This is a genomic window from Oceanisphaera profunda (genome assembly GCF_002157895.1).
Lineage (GTDB): Bacteria > Pseudomonadota > Gammaproteobacteria > Enterobacterales > Aeromonadaceae > Oceanimonas > Oceanimonas profunda.
On sequence record NZ_CP021377.1, the window covers coordinates 3,099,917 to 3,114,786 of the forward strand.

Annotated in this window: 15 protein-coding genes; 11 read left to right on the forward strand and 4 right to left on the reverse strand. The window is 50.2% G+C overall.

The annotated features are described in order from the left end of the window. Positions 1-7: 7 nt before the first annotated feature. The 4 genes from CBP31_RS13700 to CBP31_RS13715 are packed head-to-tail and all read left to right on the forward strand — an operon-like array spanning position 8 to position 2,780. On the forward strand, positions 8-1,258 hold the full coding sequence (locus CBP31_RS13700) for an SAM-dependent methyltransferase (protein ID WP_087038221.1): 1,251 nt from the start codon (positions 8-10) through the stop codon (positions 1,256-1,258). Next, positions 1,231-1,740 carry a DUF2878 domain-containing protein gene (locus CBP31_RS13705; protein ID WP_087038224.1) on the forward strand — a complete coding sequence of 170 codons (510 nt, stop codon included), beginning with the start codon at positions 1,231-1,233 and terminating at the stop codon, positions 1,738-1,740. Before CBP31_RS13700 ends, CBP31_RS13705 begins: the two co-directional genes overlap by 28 nt. Then, positions 1,733-2,230, forward strand: coding sequence for a chalcone isomerase family protein (locus CBP31_RS13710; protein WP_087038226.1), 498 nt, complete (start codon positions 1,733-1,735; stop codon positions 2,228-2,230). The genes CBP31_RS13705 and CBP31_RS13710 overlap by 8 nt, the downstream gene beginning before the upstream one ends. Position 2,231: 1 nt before the next feature. Continuing rightward, on the forward strand, positions 2,232-2,780 hold the full coding sequence (locus CBP31_RS13715) for a DUF3833 domain-containing protein (protein WP_087038228.1): 549 nt from the start codon (positions 2,232-2,234) through the stop codon (positions 2,778-2,780). Between the two features lie 75 nt (positions 2,781-2,855). Here the strand turns inward: CBP31_RS13715 and yfbR are convergent, their stop codons facing one another. Beyond that, entirely contained in the window at positions 2,856-3,464 is a 609-nt protein-coding gene (gene yfbR, locus CBP31_RS13720; RefSeq protein WP_087038230.1) for a 5'-deoxynucleotidase, read from the reverse strand. A 140-nt stretch (positions 3,465-3,604) separates the two neighbouring features. Here yfbR and CBP31_RS13725 point away from each other — a divergent pair, with 140 nt between their 5' ends. Further along, positions 3,605-3,895, forward strand: coding sequence for a DUF1244 domain-containing protein (locus CBP31_RS13725; protein WP_087038232.1), 291 nt, complete (start codon positions 3,605-3,607; stop codon positions 3,893-3,895). A 62-nt stretch (positions 3,896-3,957) separates the two neighbouring features. Here the strand turns inward: CBP31_RS13725 and purU are convergent, their stop codons facing one another. The 3 genes from purU to CBP31_RS13740 form a co-directional block, all read right to left on the reverse strand. Beyond that, the gene (purU, locus tag CBP31_RS13730; RefSeq protein WP_087038234.1) at positions 3,958-4,794 is read right to left on the reverse strand and encodes a formyltetrahydrofolate deformylase; all 837 of its coding nucleotides are present in this window, start codon (positions 4,792-4,794) and stop codon (positions 3,958-3,960) included. Positions 4,795-4,863: 69 nt separating this feature from the next. Continuing rightward, positions 4,864-5,367, reverse strand: coding sequence for a YchJ family protein (locus CBP31_RS13735; RefSeq protein ID WP_161492529.1), 504 nt, complete (start codon positions 5,365-5,367; stop codon positions 4,864-4,866). A gap of 125 nt (positions 5,368-5,492) precedes the next feature. Continuing rightward, entirely contained in the window at positions 5,493-6,449 is a 957-nt protein-coding gene (locus CBP31_RS13740) for an OmpA family protein (RefSeq protein ID WP_087038235.1), read from the reverse strand. A gap of 415 nt (positions 6,450-6,864) precedes the next feature. Here CBP31_RS13740 and CBP31_RS13745 point away from each other — a divergent pair, with 415 nt between their 5' ends. From CBP31_RS13745 to carB, 6 genes are all read left to right on the forward strand, one after another. Next, positions 6,865-7,125, forward strand: a complete 261-nt coding sequence (locus tag CBP31_RS13745) for a helix-turn-helix domain-containing protein (protein WP_087038236.1) — start codon at positions 6,865-6,867, stop codon at positions 7,123-7,125. Between the two features lie 258 nt (positions 7,126-7,383). After that, entirely contained in the window at positions 7,384-8,358 is a 975-nt protein-coding gene (locus tag CBP31_RS13750; protein ID WP_087038237.1) for an ROK family protein, read from the forward strand. Positions 8,359-8,421: 63 nt separating this feature from the next. After that, entirely contained in the window at positions 8,422-9,033 is a 612-nt protein-coding gene (locus tag CBP31_RS13755) for an FKBP-type peptidyl-prolyl cis-trans isomerase (RefSeq protein ID WP_087038238.1), read from the forward strand. A gap of 118 nt (positions 9,034-9,151) precedes the next feature. Continuing rightward, entirely contained in the window at positions 9,152-9,964 is an 813-nt protein-coding gene (dapB, locus tag CBP31_RS13760; RefSeq protein WP_087038239.1) for a 4-hydroxy-tetrahydrodipicolinate reductase, read from the forward strand. Between the two features lie 391 nt (positions 9,965-10,355). Then, positions 10,356-11,492, forward strand: coding sequence for a glutamine-hydrolyzing carbamoyl-phosphate synthase small subunit (carA, locus tag CBP31_RS13765; protein ID WP_087038240.1), 1,137 nt, complete (start codon positions 10,356-10,358; stop codon positions 11,490-11,492). 14 nt (positions 11,493-11,506) lie between these two features. Then, positions 11,507-14,752: a carbamoyl-phosphate synthase large subunit gene (carB, locus tag CBP31_RS13770; protein ID WP_087038241.1), complete on the forward strand. Its 3,246-nt coding sequence runs from the start codon at positions 11,507-11,509 to the stop codon at positions 14,750-14,752. The last annotated feature ends 118 nt before the right edge of the window (positions 14,753-14,870 follow it).

Genomic DNA, 14,870 nt, shown 5'->3' on the forward strand with positions numbered 1-14,870 from the left:
AATTCCCATGGAAACGACGTTAATACGTTCGCAACCACGGCATTTAGATCGCTGGGCGCGCCGCTTAGCTTTTTCGTTACTCAATGGCTTAACCGATGCCGGCTTGACCATCAAGGAAGGCCAACAGACTTTTGAATTTGGGCAGCGAGACGCGCTCTTGCAAGCGCACATTCAGGTGCATGAGCCGCGTTTTTATCGCCAACTCATGCTAGGTGGCAGCATAGGGGCGGCAGAAGCTTGGGTAGAAGGCAATTGGTACAGTGCCGACCTATCGGCGGTGGTGCAGTTATTTGCCCGCAATATGGCCACCTTAGACCGATTTGAGCGCCGCCTTGCCTGGTTAACCACGCCGTGGCACAAGCTCAAGCACAAGTTTAATCGCAACTCACTCAGTGGTAGTCGCGCCAATATTGCCGCCCATTACGACTTGGGTAATGAAATGTATCGGCTGTTTCTTGATCCCTTAATGCAATATTCCTCAGCGGTGTTTCCTGAACCTCACAGCAGCTTGGAAGCGGCCCAAGCCCATAAATTACATTTAATTTGCCAACAATTAGAGCTAAAGCCAGAGGATCATTTACTGGAAATTGGCACTGGGTGGGGTGGGTTGGCTTGTTTTGCCGCCGAACATTATGGTTGTCGGGTCACCACTACCACCTTATCGGCTGAGCAGCTTAAAACTGCCCAAGAGCGCGTTGCGCAGGCAGGCTTAACCGATAAAGTGACGCTGTTGCTGGAAGACTATCGCGACTTAACGGGCCAATACGACAAAGTGGTATCGGTAGAAATGATTGAAGCTGTGGGTCATGAGTATTTACCCGTCTATTTTAAGACGCTTAATCGACTGCTCAAACCAGAAGGTAAGCTGTTTATTCAGGCGATTACCATCGCTGATCAGCGCTACGACAGCTATCGCTCTGGGGTGGACTTTATTCAGCGCTATATTTTCCCCGGTGGCTGTTTGCCCTCGGTCAGTGAAATGTGTCGTCACTTAAAAGAACAAACCGACATGACGCTGACCGTGCTCCAAGACTACGGCCAGCATTATGCCCAGACCTTAAATATTTGGGCGGCCCGTTTTCAGCAACTGGAGCCGGCACTCAAAGACTTAGGGTATAGCCGTGATTTTCATCGGCTATGGGCCTTCTATTTTGCTTATTGCGAAGGTGGATTTCGTGAAGGCAGCATAGGATTGGCGCACTTAACCGCAGCCAAACCAGGAGCGCGCCGATGTCTAAATGGCAATGGACTCAACTAGTCGGATTTTACGGCTTCTGGCTGCTGGCGGTAATAGGCCAAAACAGCCTAGCTTGGGTGTTAGGCTTACTTATTTTGGCGCATTTTATGTTTACGCCCAGCCGAACGGCCGACTGCAAAGTGTTGAGCTTAGCGCTGTTAGGCTTGAGCCTTGATGGCCTGCTGACGTGGAGCGGCGTGTTCGCCTTTAGCCACTGGCCGGTATGGTTGGTATTGCTGTGGCTCGGCTTTGTGCTCACCCTCGACCATAGTTTGCGCTGGCTGGCGGCACGTCCTGTATGGCAACAAGCACTGTTAGGCGGAGTTTCTGGCCCTAGTTCGTACCTAAGCGGCTGGCGGTTAGGCGCGGTTGACTTGCCGTTAGGGCCATGGACGAGCACCGTTATCTTGGTGCCGTTGTGGGCTTTATTATTAGTGATCTTGGTGCGTTTAACGAGCGTGATATACGGTGATACTCGACAGGGCTGGAGGCTCAATGACTAAATTTTTCAGCGTCTTATTTACACTATTGCTGTTACTGCTGCCGCAAATGGTATCGGCCAATGCTCAGTCAAACTTGCAGTTGGTGGGCCAAGGCCAGATGAAGTGGATGTTTTTTGATCTCTATCAGGCGCAACTATACAGCATTGATGGTCGCTACCAAGCGAGCCGCTACCCTCAGGCGCTGCGCTTGCTTTATCAAAAAGATATCAGCCGGGATGCCTTAATTGAAGCCACTGTCAGCGAATGGCAGCGTTTAGGTATTAAGGCGCAGCCCAACTGGCTATCACAACTGAGCGCACTCTGGCCCAATATTAAAAAAGGCGATGAGTTGGCCATAAGAGTGGCGGAGACAGGTGTTAGCCATTTTTACTTTAATCAAGTGCAGCTGGGCGTGATCAAAGATCCCGCCTTTGGTCCTGCGTTTCTTGCCATCTGGCTCGCCAATAATAGCCGTGACCCTAAGCTGACCCGCCAATTAAAAGGAAATTAGTATGCGTCGTCGAATTAAAACCATAGTCCTGTCACTACTCACCACGCTAACCCTGAGTCTAGGTTTGATGTCCTGTAGCAGCGATATTAACGATTATGCCAATACTAACCCGCAGTTTGCGCTCGATGAATACTTTAATGGCGAGCTGACCGCCCACGGCATGGTGCAAGACAGATCCGGTAAGGTGCTACGCCGTTTTACGGTGGCTATGGTGGGCACTTGGCAGGGTAATAAAGGCACGCTAGAGGAAGACTTCATCTATGACGACGGCGAGCGCCAGCGCCGGGTGTGGCACATAGAGAAAACGGCGGACGGCCATTATACCGGCACCGCCGGAGATGTAGTGGTACCGGCCAAGGGACAGACCCAAGGTTTCGCGCTTAATTGGCGCTATACCCTAGCGGTACCGGTAGATGGCAAGGTATGGAATATTAATTTTAACGATTGGATGTACCAGCTGGATGACAAACGGGTATTAAACCGCGCCGAAATGACCAAGTTTGGTTTCAAAGTCGGCGAAGTCACCTTATGGATTGAGCGCAAAAGCTAGCGCTAAGCGCTCAGTGATAAAAAAGTATGTTTTTGTTAACTGGGCGCTTGGTGCCGAGCGTTCGGCGCTATCCAATCAAAACTGCGCGCTGGAGATATCATCCAGCGACAGCGAGAAGCTGGGCGCAAATACGTCGAGAAAGTAACGAATTTCTGGATTCATGCGTGCTTCTAACATGGCAGTGAGGCGCTTTTGCGCGGCGGCAAACTCTTGATTGCCAGCACTCAGCTCTTCGGCACACTTTAAATAGGCGCACAATAAGTCTGCTGACTTCACTGTATGAGCGTATTCATCATTAACATGGGCGCTCAACAGCGGAGCATAGGCGGCTTGTAGCTCGGCGGGCAACATCTTCACTAAGCTAAGCTCAGCATTACTCTCTATCTCTTTGTAAGCGCGCGCCATCTCCTCGTTATAGTATTTAACGGGGGTGGGCAAATCACCGGTCAGCACTTCACTGGCATCATGAAATAACGCCTGCATGGCGGCTTTCGCGGGATCCAACTGTCCTTGATAAAACGTGTTTTTGATCACCACTAATGCGTGGGCCACCATGGCCACTTGCAAGCTGTGTTCAGCCACATTTTCTTGCTCTATGCTGCGCATCAAGGGCCAACGTTGGATCAACTTCATGCGCGCCATATGCGCAAAAAAATGACTGCGACTTACCTGTGAGTCTTTCATTACAGTTACCTCGTTAATCATCACCGCCAATCGTCAAGCGGCAGGGCAAGAGATGGCTCTTGCTCACTATATCGATATAATGGCAGTAATCGCCTTGAATTAAGCCCTTATTTGTAAAATATACCGGTTGGAGAAAAACCATGGATAAGCAGACGCAGACTGAATTAGAAGCCGCGGCCTTTCGCGCCTTAGTGGCACACTTTGATGCCCGCAAAGACGTACAAAATATTGATCTGATGAACTTGGCGGGCTTTTGCCGCAACTGTTTAAGTAAGTGGTATTTAGCCGCGGCACAAGAGCAGGGCGTAACAATGGACTATGACCAAGCCCGCGAGCAGGTGTACGGCATGCCGTATGAAGAGTGGAAAGATAAGTATCAGCCAGCCGCCACGCCGGAACAGCTAGCGGCCTTTGCAGCAAGCCAGAAGTAGTTAAAGTGAGGCGTAAATAGTGAGGAGTGAGGCGCAATACACCTCACTCCTCACGCTTCACATTATTTGAACACGACCGTCTTATTACCGTATACAAACACCTTTTCTTCCAGCACTAAAGTCAGTGCTCGACTCAATACCGATCTCTCTACATCGCGGCCGGCCTTGGCCATATCTTGGGCACTGAACACGTGATTCACGTGGATCACGTCTTGCTCGATAATGGGGCCTTCATCTAGCTCATTGGTGACAAAGTGCGCCGTGGCACCAATCATCTTTACGCCGCGCTCATAAGCTTGGCGATATGGGCTGGCGCCAATAAAGGCCGGTAAAAATGAGTGATGAATATTAATCAAACGCTGTTCATAACGGGCCACGAAATCAGGGCTTAAGATGCGCATGTATTTAGCGAGGATCACATAATCTGGCTGATACTGATCGATAATCTCTGCCATCTTTTGCTCATGCTCAACACGGTTTAAACCTTCGTGAGACACGCTATGAAAAGGAATATCGAACTTGCAGGTCAAGTCTTTGAGCGCGTCGTAGTTACCCACTACGGCGGCAATATCCAGCGTCATGGCACCGGAAAATTGTTTGATTAGAATATCACCCAAGCAATGGGCTTCTTTGGTCACCATGATCACTACCCGCTTGTTACCGGCGGGCACTAAGCGACGCTCACTGCCCTTAGGCAGCGCATCGTCGAGATCCGCAAGCAAGGTGTGATCATTAAAGTAGCCTTCCAGCTCGGTGCGCATAAAGAAGTGGCCATTCTCGTAGTCCACAAATTCATCGTTGCGCATAATGTTTAGCTGATGCTTATAACAGATGTTAGTGATTTTAGAGATAAGCCCTTTGGCATCTGGGCAGTGGGTCAGCAGTATTTTACGTTCCATTATAATGTTCTATCAGCTAGTTAATGAATAGGGAAAGGCAGTCTAGGCCAGTTAAGAGCTCAAGGCTTGTTAGCGCTTGGCGCAGCACTGCTTGTATTTTTTAGCCGTGCCGTTTTGCACAGCACTGTTATGAACGGCACCGCAGGGGCAGGGCTGATTGGCGCCAATTTTGGGCGGATTAATCAGGCCATCACGATACAACCAACGGCCGGCAACCTGCTCAAAATACGATTGTTCATGCAATAGTACCACGCGGCCTTGCTCGCGATAACGCACTTTAAATTCCACCACACCCTGCAAGCCGTCTGCTTCTATGCGCGTAAAGATAATCGTTAAGCCTAACCATTGGCAGTTCAGACCATGCTCGGTGAGCTCCTCGGCGGTTAAACTGCCTCGGGTGTCTGGGTGCCAGCTGGCTAACAGGTAATCGCCGTTACCTGTTACAAAAGCACTGTAACGTGAGCGCATCAAGGCGAGTGGGGTGGCGGGGATAACTTGTCCGCTTAACTCGCTGTTTAAATAAGGGGCGCAGCAATCCTCAAACGGTTGCAGACTTTGGCAGTGGCAAAGCATGAGATATCCTGAGTGCTCTGAAATTAACGAAATCTGAGTATGCCACGATGGGCGAGGGATAAGATAAAAAACACCATAAAAAAACGGCTCCGAGGAGCCGTTTGGTATTTACTGCGAGGTAAATATTATTCTACGATTTCAACTTCGATGGTCGCTTGAGCTTTCGCATCAACACGACGGTCGCGTTGACGTTCTTCTTCAGTTTGACCTTCAGCTAACTCACTACCATACCAAGCGGTCTGGATGTTCTGAGCAGCAACGCCGCGCTGAACCAAGTAGTCTTTAGCTGCCAGTGCACGGCGCTCAGACAACTTACGGTTGTATTCAGCACTACCTAAGCGGTCAGCATAGCCAGCCAGCTCTACTTGGTAGTTAGGGTTCTCTTGAGAGAAACGCGCTACTTCATCTAAGGTTGCGCGTGATTCGCCTGACAAATCAGACTTATCAAAACCAAAGTAGATAGAACCATCAGCAGTTACGCTGCGGGTTTCGTAGGTGGTTTCAGGTGCTGGCTGTTGAACAACAGGCGCAACTGGTGGTGGAGTGCTGTCGCCACGGTTAGGGTGCAGTACCACTTCTAACATGTAGTTGTTCACGTCGGTGTCAAAACCGAGGCCGTTCTTACCAGAATCACCCATGTCTTCGATGCGACGATAGCGAGCTTGCAAGTCAACTAAGTCAGACGCGCGGTAGGTCAAACCTAAACCGGCCATAGGAGCAACGCCTTTGTCGCCTTCGCCAGCATCTACGTCATAACCTAAAGCACCCAGCTCAGCAAACAAAGACATGCGCTCGCTGAGTGGCATACGACCAATGGCTGATAAGTTCAGCGCATTAGTGTCGAGGTCTTGGCCAAAATGGTTAAAGCCCAGCTCAACACCGAAGTAATCATTGAAGTTATAACCAGTAAACAAGCTAATGGCTTCGCCATCGCCGTCTAGGCCAGAGTCGTTTCTTTCGATATCACTGAACTCTGCATAACCAGCACCAGCACCTAAGTACCAATCAGCTTGTACGGTTGCAGACATACCTGCGGCGGCAAGCGCCAAGGCAATTAAAGTAGGAGCCACTGTCTTTTTCATGTTGTCTTCCTCATTTTATGAGCTTTCGATTCGAGTCGAAATAAATGTATCACGCTCATCGAGCTAGCAGTGTACCTCGACTACTGTGATGTACGGGTAACCTTTGTTGTTATTTAGCCAAGAAGGAGTCCTATAAAAGAAGCTCTCAGTCCTGTTTGAGTATTCCCGTACCAATCCAGACTAGCGGTTTTTACCATTAGCCACAAGATGGAGGCTAGTCTAAAGGGCTAAAATTGTCGCAGCTTTCACCATAGGCTACGCTTCTTAGGGCGTTAAGTAGTGTTAGTTGAGTCTTTTTGCGATTATTTTGGTTAAAATAAGGCAAGCGCACAACGAGTCTACTTTGTGGTGTTAAACTCAGGTAACCAAGGATGGGTTTTTTGTTATCGAACTGTTTCGATAGGAGTAGAAAGCTATGAATCCAGATACCAGCTTAGTCGGGAAAAAGATCCGACAGATACGCGAGTCCATGGGCTTAAGTCGGCCTAAATTTGCTGAGTTACTACAAGTTCCGCCCACTACCTTAAAGAATTATGAGTTAGGGTATAGAGAAGTGGGAGGGGCGTTTTTAGTGGCCTTGGCTCAACATCCTGAGTTACATAAATTTACTTTGTGGTTATTAGCTGACAGTACCATCGACAGCGTGGGGCAAGTTGCACCAGACCAAGAAGGCTAAATTAGATCCAAATAATGGACAAAGAGAAACACACTACAGCCGCCGCCTTCCTTGGTGTTAGCCGAAAAAATGTGTGTTTTTACTTTGCTCCATTAGTCGCTGTCATCAAGGCCCACTTAAAAGATAACACCTTAACGCCCCTCATTGGTTTTAAGGTGCTTTTGTGTTGCTGATTTTTAGTGGCCTTACGCGCATGTTCTGTCAGTAGTATGCGTATCAGTAAAATGTGCAATATAGATATCAAAAAAAGGCAGGGCTATGTATTACGGCATTGATATAGGTGGCAGTAAAGTGGCCTGGGCGGTATTTGATGAGCAAGGCCAAGAGCTAGCGCGTCAGGTATGCCCTACACCACACAGCTATACGAGCCTGCGACAACTTATCCATGCGTGGGTAAAGGAGGCCGATGGTAGTTGGCATACTAAAGGCCGGTTGGGCATCGGATTCCCTGGCGTTCGTGAATCAAGCGGGCGGGTGTTAGCGGCCAATGTACCCAGTATTCACGGTCAGTATTTGACCGCGGACTTAGCGCAAGACCTAGACAGATGCGTGGTGGCAGACAATGACGCCAATTGCTTCTTACTCTCTGAGTCAGTGGGCGGAGCCGCAGCTGATGCCAAATTGGCCTTGGCACTCACCTTAGGTACAGGCGTGGGCGGTGCCGTGATCCACCAAGGTAAATTGGTGAATAGCGCCCGCGGCAGCAGTGGTGAGTTTGGTCATGGGGGAATTCAAGCCAGCTTATTGGCGCGTTACCCCAACTTGCCACTCTTTACTTGCGGCTGTGGCCAAGTCGGCTGCTTAGAAACTTATGTGTCCGGTACGGGTTTGGCCAATTTATATCAGCATTTGGTCAACAGTGCAGGTCAAGCGACAAGCCCCAGCACACCTGTTGCCACCAAAGCTGTTGCCACCAAACCTGTCTCCGTAAAGCTTGCCGGCCCCGCTATTATCCGTGCTTGGCAGCAAGGTGAAGCGCTGGCCGCCGAGTGTGTAGACATGTATGTGGATATTTTGGCGTCGGCACTGGCGAACTTAATGACACAACTGGATCCAGATATAGTGGTGTTGGGTGGCGGCTTAAGCGAGCAGGCTTGGTTATATGAGCAACTCAATGCCCGTATACCCAAGTATTTGATGCGACAGATGAGTGCGGCACCGGTAGTAGCGGCGCATTTTGGTGGCAGCGGCGGGGTACGAGGTGCTGCATTATTGGCCAAGTGCGGTGCTTGACCATTTAGCTGGCCGCCATATTTTGTTAGCATGCCTTTTTTAGCCCAACAATTAGGGAATGTCATGTCGTCATATGAGACAGTAGAACAAAAAGCCAGCTACGGCGTGGGTCGTCAAATCGGTGATCAATTAACCCAGCAATCTTTCGATGGCTTGGAAGTATCAGCCGTACAACAAGGCTTGGCCGATGCCATTGCCGGTGTTGATTTCGCCGTGTCTCGCGAAGACATTAACAGCGCGTTTCAGGTGATCACTCAGCGTATGCAAGAAAAGCAAAGCGCCGAGTCATCTAAAGCCAAAGAAGCCGAAGCTGAGTTTTTGGCCGCTAACGGTGCCCGTGCAGAAGTCAGCCAAACTGAGTCTGGTCTGCAGTACGAAGTATTGACTAAGGGCGAGGGTGCCATCCCTGCTGCTACCGATACCGTACGTGTACATTACCACGGTACTTTCATCGACGGTTCTGTGTTCGACAGCTCTGTAATGCGCGGTGAGCCTGCTGAGTTCCCAGTAACTGGCGTAATCAAGGGTTGGGTTGAAGCCCTGCAATTGATGCCTGTGGGTTCTAAGTGGAAGCTGTTTGTACCCCATAACCTCGCCTACGGCGAGCAAGGTGCCGGTGCTATTCCTCCGTGCGCCACCTTGGTGTTTGAAGTTGAGCTGCTAGAAATCGCGTAATTTATTAAAAACCGGCAATCGCCGGTTTTTTTATGCCCGCAATTCGTATTAAAGCCTTGGCAGATCTGGCAAACTTTGGGTTATCAGTGATCAAGTATTTTGACAAAGGAAGAACAGCATGACAAATCCGGTTCGCATTGCCGTAGCTGGTTGTAATGGACGTATGGGCAAGGTGTTGATTGAGTCAGTAAGCCAAACGGCGGGCGTGGTGTTAACCGCTGCCATTGAGCATGCAGGCTCATCCGTATTGGGTGCCGATGCCGGTGAATTGGCCAACGTCGGCCGTTTAGGTGTCATGGTCAGTACCGATCTTGCGGCTGTCATTGATAACGTGGATGTAATCATCGACTTCACGCGCCCCGACGTGACCTTAGCGAACATTGCGCTTGCCCAACAGCATGGTAAGCGACTGGTTATCGGCACCACCGGCTTTGATGACGCAGAAAAAGCCCAAATTCAAGCGGCCATTAATGATACGGCGATTGTGATGGCTTCAAACTTCAGCGTGGGCGTGAACTTAGTGTTCAAGCTGCTGGAACAAGCCGCCAAGGTAATGGGTGATTATACGGATATTGAAATCATCGAAGCCCATCATCGCCATAAAGTCGACGCGCCTTCAGGCACGGCCTTAAGCATGGGCGAAGTGATTGCCAACACCTTGGGCCGAGACTTGAAAAGCTGCGCCGTGTACGGCCGTGAGGGCATTACCGGTGAACGTGATCCCAATACCATTGGCTTTGCCACCGTGCGCGCCGGCGATATTGTGGGCGAGCACACAGTGATGTTTGCCGATATTGGCGAGCGCGTCGAGATCACGCACAAGGCATCTAACCGCCTGACCTTTGCTAACGGTGCCGTGCGCGCTGCAGCTTGGATTGCCGAGCAAAAGCCTGGATTGTACGATATGCAGGATGTGCTGAGCTTAAAATAAGCTGAGCTAATGATAAAAAGGCCTAAATGTGATATTTTAATGTACTTTAGGTCTTTTTTTTATTTATTAAATTGTTGATTTATATAATTAATATGTTGTTTATTTTGTTTTATATACCGAATGCCAGTTAATTCTCTCCAAGTGTATTTTTATTGATGTTATCTATCCTGCCTTAGTGTTTTCTCCCTCTTTTATCGATTTTATTGCGCTTTTTGTGACCTAAAACCCAGTAGAAAGGTTTTTTTAGAAAATAGTTTGTCGAAAATGACGCTTTTATATAAGGTAATTAGAATTTGCCCAGTATTAGCCGAAATGTGATCACTACTTATTAGGATTCATTTCGTGACGACCAGGTAAGTTGTTGATTTTTAATCTTAACTTGGAGGTTGTCTTGACACATACAGCGTTGCTCGTACTCGAAGACGGAGCCGTCTTTTATGGTACAGCCATAGGTGCCGACGGTTGTTCTGTTGGTGAAGTGGTATTTAATACCTCTATGACGGGATATCAAGAAATACTCACAGACCCGTCTTATTCTCGCCAAATCGTTACCCTTACTTATCCTCATATCGGCAATACCGGTACCAATACTGAAGACGAAGAATCTGAACGCGTGCATGCTCAAGGTTTGATTATTCGTGACCTCCCGCTTATTACTTCTAACTTTCGCAGCCAAGACTCCCTGTCTGATTACCTTAAAGCCCACAACATAGTGGGTATTGCCGATATTGATACCCGTAAGCTCACCCGCATCTTGCGTGAAAAAGGCGCCCAAGCGGGTTGTATTATGGCCGGAACAGATTTAGATGAAGCCAAAGCATTAGCAGCAGCTAAGGCATTTCCTGGTCTAAAAGGCATGGATTTAGCCAAAGTGGTGACCACTCAAATTTCTTACCCGTGGCAGCAAGGGAGCTGGCGCTTAGGCGAGGGCTTTAATGAACCCACTCTGGCTGACTTGCCTTATCACGTGGTGGCCTATGACTATGGCGTGAAGCGCAATATTTTGCGGATGCTGGTGGATCGCGGGTGTCGGGTTACTGTCGTGCCAGCCCAAACCTCAGCCGCCGACGTATTAGCGCTGCAGCCTGACGGTATTTTCTTGTCTAATGGCCCTGGCGACCCAGAGCCATGCGACTACGCCATTAGCGCCATTAAAACCTTACTCGACAGCAATATCCCGCTGTTTGGTATTTGCTTAGGCCATCAGTTACTGGGCTTGGCCAGTGGTGCCCAAACCGTGAAAATGAAGTTTGGCCATCACGGGGCTAACCATCCGGTGAAAGACCTCGCACAAAATCGGGTGCTGATCACCAGCCAAAACCACGGTTTTGCGGTGGATGAAGCCAGCTTGCCGACAAACGTGCAAGTGACACATCGTTCATTATTTGATGGCACAGTGCAGGGCTTTAAGCGTACCGACAAACCGGCGTTCAGCTTTCAAGGACACCCAGAAGCCAGCCCAGGTCCGGGTGAGGCCGCCAGCTTGTTCGACGATTTTATCGATTTGATTAAACAGCACCGCGCGTAGGAGTAGGAACAGTCATGGCAAAACGTACAGATATAAAAAGCATCCTGATCTTGGGCGCTGGGCCCATTGTGATCGGACAGGCCTGTGAATTTGACTACTCCGGGGCTCAGGCGTGTAAAGCGCTGCGTGAAGAGGGTTATCGCGTTATTTTAGTGAACTCTAATCCTGCCACCATAATGACAGACCCAGAGATGGCCGACGCTACTTATATTGAGCCGATTCACTGGGAAGTGGTGCGCGAAATTATCAAAAAAGAACGCCCCGATGCGGTGCTGCCGACCATGGGCGGCCAAACGGCGCTGAACTGCGCGCTGGATCTGGAAAAGAATGGTGTGTTAGCTGAATTTAATGTCGAGATGATAGGCGCCAGCGCCGATGCTATCGATAAAGCCGAAGATCGTAACCGTTTCGACAAAGCCATGAAGAGCATCGGGCTGGCGTGCCCCCGCGCAGGCATAGCCCGCAACATGGAAGAGGCGTACCAGGTTCAAGCCGAAGTGGGCTTCCCTTGCATTATCCGTCCTTCGTTCACCATGGGCGGCTCTGGCGGCGGTATTGCGTATAATCGCGAAGAATTTGAAGCCATTTGCACGCTCGGCTTAGACTTATCACCGACTAACGAGTTGTTGATTGATGAGTCTTTAATTGGCTGGAAAGAGTACGAGATGGAAGTGGTGCGCGATAAAAACGACAACTGCATTATTGTCTGCGCCATCGAAAACTTTGACGCCATGGGCGTGCACACCGGCGACTCCATTACCGTAGCTCCGGCGCAAACCCTGACCGATAAAGAATATCAAATCATGCGCAGCGCCTCCTTGGCCATTTTGCGCGAGATAGGCGTAGAAACCGGCGGCTCTAACGTACAGTTTGGTATTGAGCCGGACACAGGGCGCATGGTGGTGATAGAGATGAACCCGCGGGTATCTCGCTCTTCTGCTTTAGCCTCAAAAGCCACCGGCTTTCCGATTGCTAAAATCGCCGCCAAGCTGGCGGTGGGTTACACGCTGGATGAGCTGCAAAACGACATTACTGGCGGTCGTACGCCTGCCTCGTTTGAGCCAGCCATTGATTACGTGGTCACTAAAATTCCGCGCTTTAACTTTGAAAAGTTTGCGGGCGCCAACGACCGTTTAACTACCCAGATGAAGTCGGTGGGCGAGGTAATGTCGATTGGCCGTAACTTCCAAGAATCCTTACAAAAAGCCCTGCGCAGCCTAGAAACAGGCCAGCACGGTTTAGATCCAATTGTTGAATTGGCTGAAGCCGGCGTGTTTGATGCGGACAGCATGGCGCGCATTCGCCGCGAGCTAAAAGAGCCAGGCCCAGACCGCATTTGGTATATAGGCGATGCCTTTCGGGCCGGCATGAGCAGGGATGAGATCTTTACTCTCACCAATGTCGACCCTTGGTTCTTGGTACAAATTGAAGATTTGATCAAGCTAGAAGGGCAGGTGAGTGAGCTGGCTATTACCGATCTCACACCTCAACTGCTGCGCAGTCTAAAGCGTAAAGGGTTTGCCGATATTCGTTTAGGCAAGCTATTGGGTTTATCTGAAGATGAAGTACGCAAGTTACGCCATCGTTTTGAGATTTTCCCGGTCTATAAGCGCGTCGATACTTGCGCCGCTGAGTTCGCGAGCGACACCGCGTATTTATACTCTACTTATGACGAAGAGTGCGAAGCCAAGCCGTCGAATAAAGACAAGATCATGATCTTGGGTGGTGGTCCTAACCGCATCGGTCAAGGTATCGAGTTTGATTACTGCTGTGTGCATGCGGCCTTGGCGCTACGTGAAGACGGTTATGAAACCATTATGGTGAACTGTAATCCAGAAACCGTTTCCACCGATTACGACACTTCAGACCGCCTCTACTTTGAGCCGGTGACGCTAGAAGATGTGCTGGAAATTGTGCGCATTGAACAGCCCAAAGGCGTGATTGTGCAATACGGTGGTCAAACGCCGCTCAAATTAGCCCGCGCGCTAGAAGCTGCCGGTGTGCCCATTATTGGTACTAGCCCAGATGCCATTGATCGCGCCGAAGACCGTGAGCGTTTTCAGCAAGCGGTAGAGCGCTTAGGCCTAAAGCAGCCAGAAAACGGCACCGTCACCGCCATGGAGCAAGCAGTAGTGGTGGCCGAGCGCATTGGTTATCCGCTGGTGGTGCGTCCGTCCTATGTGTTGGGTGGGCGCGCCATGGAGATAGTTTACGACGAGCAAGACTTGCGTCGCTACTTTAAAGAAGCGGTGACTGTGTCTAACGAATCACCGGTATTGCTGGACCGCTTCTTGGATGACGCCATTGAAGTAGACGTGGATGCCATCTGTGATGGCAAAGACGTGGTTATCGGCGGCATTATGGAGCACATAGAGCAAGCGGGGGTGCACTCCGGTGACTCGGGTTGCTCACTGCCGGCTTATACCTTAAGCCAAGCGGTGCAAGATGAGATGCGCGAGCAAACGCGCAAATTGGCGCTTGAGCTTGGTGTGATTGGCTTGATGAATATTCAATTTGCCGTAAAAGGCAGCGATATTTACCTGATTGAAGTGAACCCGCGTGCGGCGCGTACCGTGCCGTTTGTGTCTAAAGCCACCGGCGTGCCGTTAGCCAAAGTGGCCGCGCGGGTGATGGCGGGTAAAACACTGGCCGAGCTGGGAGCGACCGTCGAGGTGATACCGCCATATTTCTCCGTTAAAGAAGTGGTGTTGCCCTTCAACAAGTTCGCGGGGGTGGATCCGCTACTCGGCCCTGAAATGCGCTCTACCGGTGAAGTGATGGGCGTAGGTGAAACCTTTGCCGAAGCCTTTGGTAAAGCGCACTTAGGTGCGGGTAAGGCGGTGCCTACTAACGGCCGTGCGTTATTATCGGTGCGTGACAGCGATAAAAAACGCGTGGTTGAGCTGGCGAAAGCCTTGCTGGCCGCCGGTTTTGAGCTGGATGCCACCCACGGCACGGCGGTAGTGTTGGGTGAAGCCAATATTAATCCGCGCTTGGTCAACAAGGTGCATGAAGGTCGACCGCATATCTTGGATCGCATCAAGAATAATGAGTACACCTATATAGTGAACACGGTAGAAGGCCGTCAGGCCATCGAAGACTCCCGCCAATTGCGCCGTGGCGCGCTGGCACAAAAGCTGGCTTATAGCACCACGCTCAATGGTGGTATTGCCACCTGCATGGCCATGGCCTTTGATGCCACTGCGTCTGTGGTCTCGGTGCAAGAAATGCATGCGCGCATTGCGGCTCAGAGTAAGTAACACAAGTTATGTGAGCCGTCAGTGAACACAGTGCGGCGGCTAAGCCATTAGCTCATAAGATGAAGGTGCCTTTAAGGCACCTTTTTGCTTATCTAAGTGCTTGTCTAATCCTGTGCGT

Excerpts from the sequence above, each read along its gene's own strand:
- CBP31_RS13700 (WP_087038221.1), top strand. The coding sequence starts at position 8 with ATGGAAACGACGTTAATACGTTCGCAACCACGGCATTTAGATCGCTGG.
- CBP31_RS13705 (WP_087038224.1), top strand. The coding sequence starts at position 1,231 with ATGTCTAAATGGCAATGGACTCAACTAGTCGGATTTTACGGCTTCTGG.
- CBP31_RS13710 (WP_087038226.1), top strand. The coding sequence starts at position 1,733 with ATGACTAAATTTTTCAGCGTCTTATTTACACTATTGCTGTTACTGCTG.
- CBP31_RS13715 (WP_087038228.1), top strand. The coding sequence starts at position 2,232 with ATGCGTCGTCGAATTAAAACCATAGTCCTGTCACTACTCACCACGCTA.
- yfbR (WP_087038230.1), bottom strand. The coding sequence starts at position 3,464 with ATGAAAGACTCACAGGTAAGTCGCAGTCATTTTTTTGCGCATATGGCG.
- CBP31_RS13725 (WP_087038232.1), top strand. The coding sequence starts at position 3,605 with ATGGATAAGCAGACGCAGACTGAATTAGAAGCCGCGGCCTTTCGCGCC.
- purU (WP_087038234.1), bottom strand. The coding sequence starts at position 4,794 with ATGGAACGTAAAATACTGCTGACCCACTGCCCAGATGCCAAAGGGCTT.
- CBP31_RS13735 (WP_161492529.1), bottom strand. The coding sequence starts at position 5,367 with ATGCTTTGCCACTGCCAAAGTCTGCAACCGTTTGAGGATTGCTGCGCC.
- CBP31_RS13740 (WP_087038235.1), bottom strand. The coding sequence starts at position 6,449 with ATGAAAAAGACAGTGGCTCCTACTTTAATTGCCTTGGCGCTTGCCGCC.
- CBP31_RS13745 (WP_087038236.1), top strand. The coding sequence starts at position 6,865 with ATGAATCCAGATACCAGCTTAGTCGGGAAAAAGATCCGACAGATACGC.
- CBP31_RS13750 (WP_087038237.1), top strand. The coding sequence starts at position 7,384 with ATGTATTACGGCATTGATATAGGTGGCAGTAAAGTGGCCTGGGCGGTA.
- CBP31_RS13755 (WP_087038238.1), top strand. The coding sequence starts at position 8,422 with ATGTCGTCATATGAGACAGTAGAACAAAAAGCCAGCTACGGCGTGGGT.
- dapB (WP_087038239.1), top strand. The coding sequence starts at position 9,152 with ATGACAAATCCGGTTCGCATTGCCGTAGCTGGTTGTAATGGACGTATG.
- carB (WP_087038241.1), top strand. The coding sequence starts at position 11,507 with ATGGCAAAACGTACAGATATAAAAAGCATCCTGATCTTGGGCGCTGGG.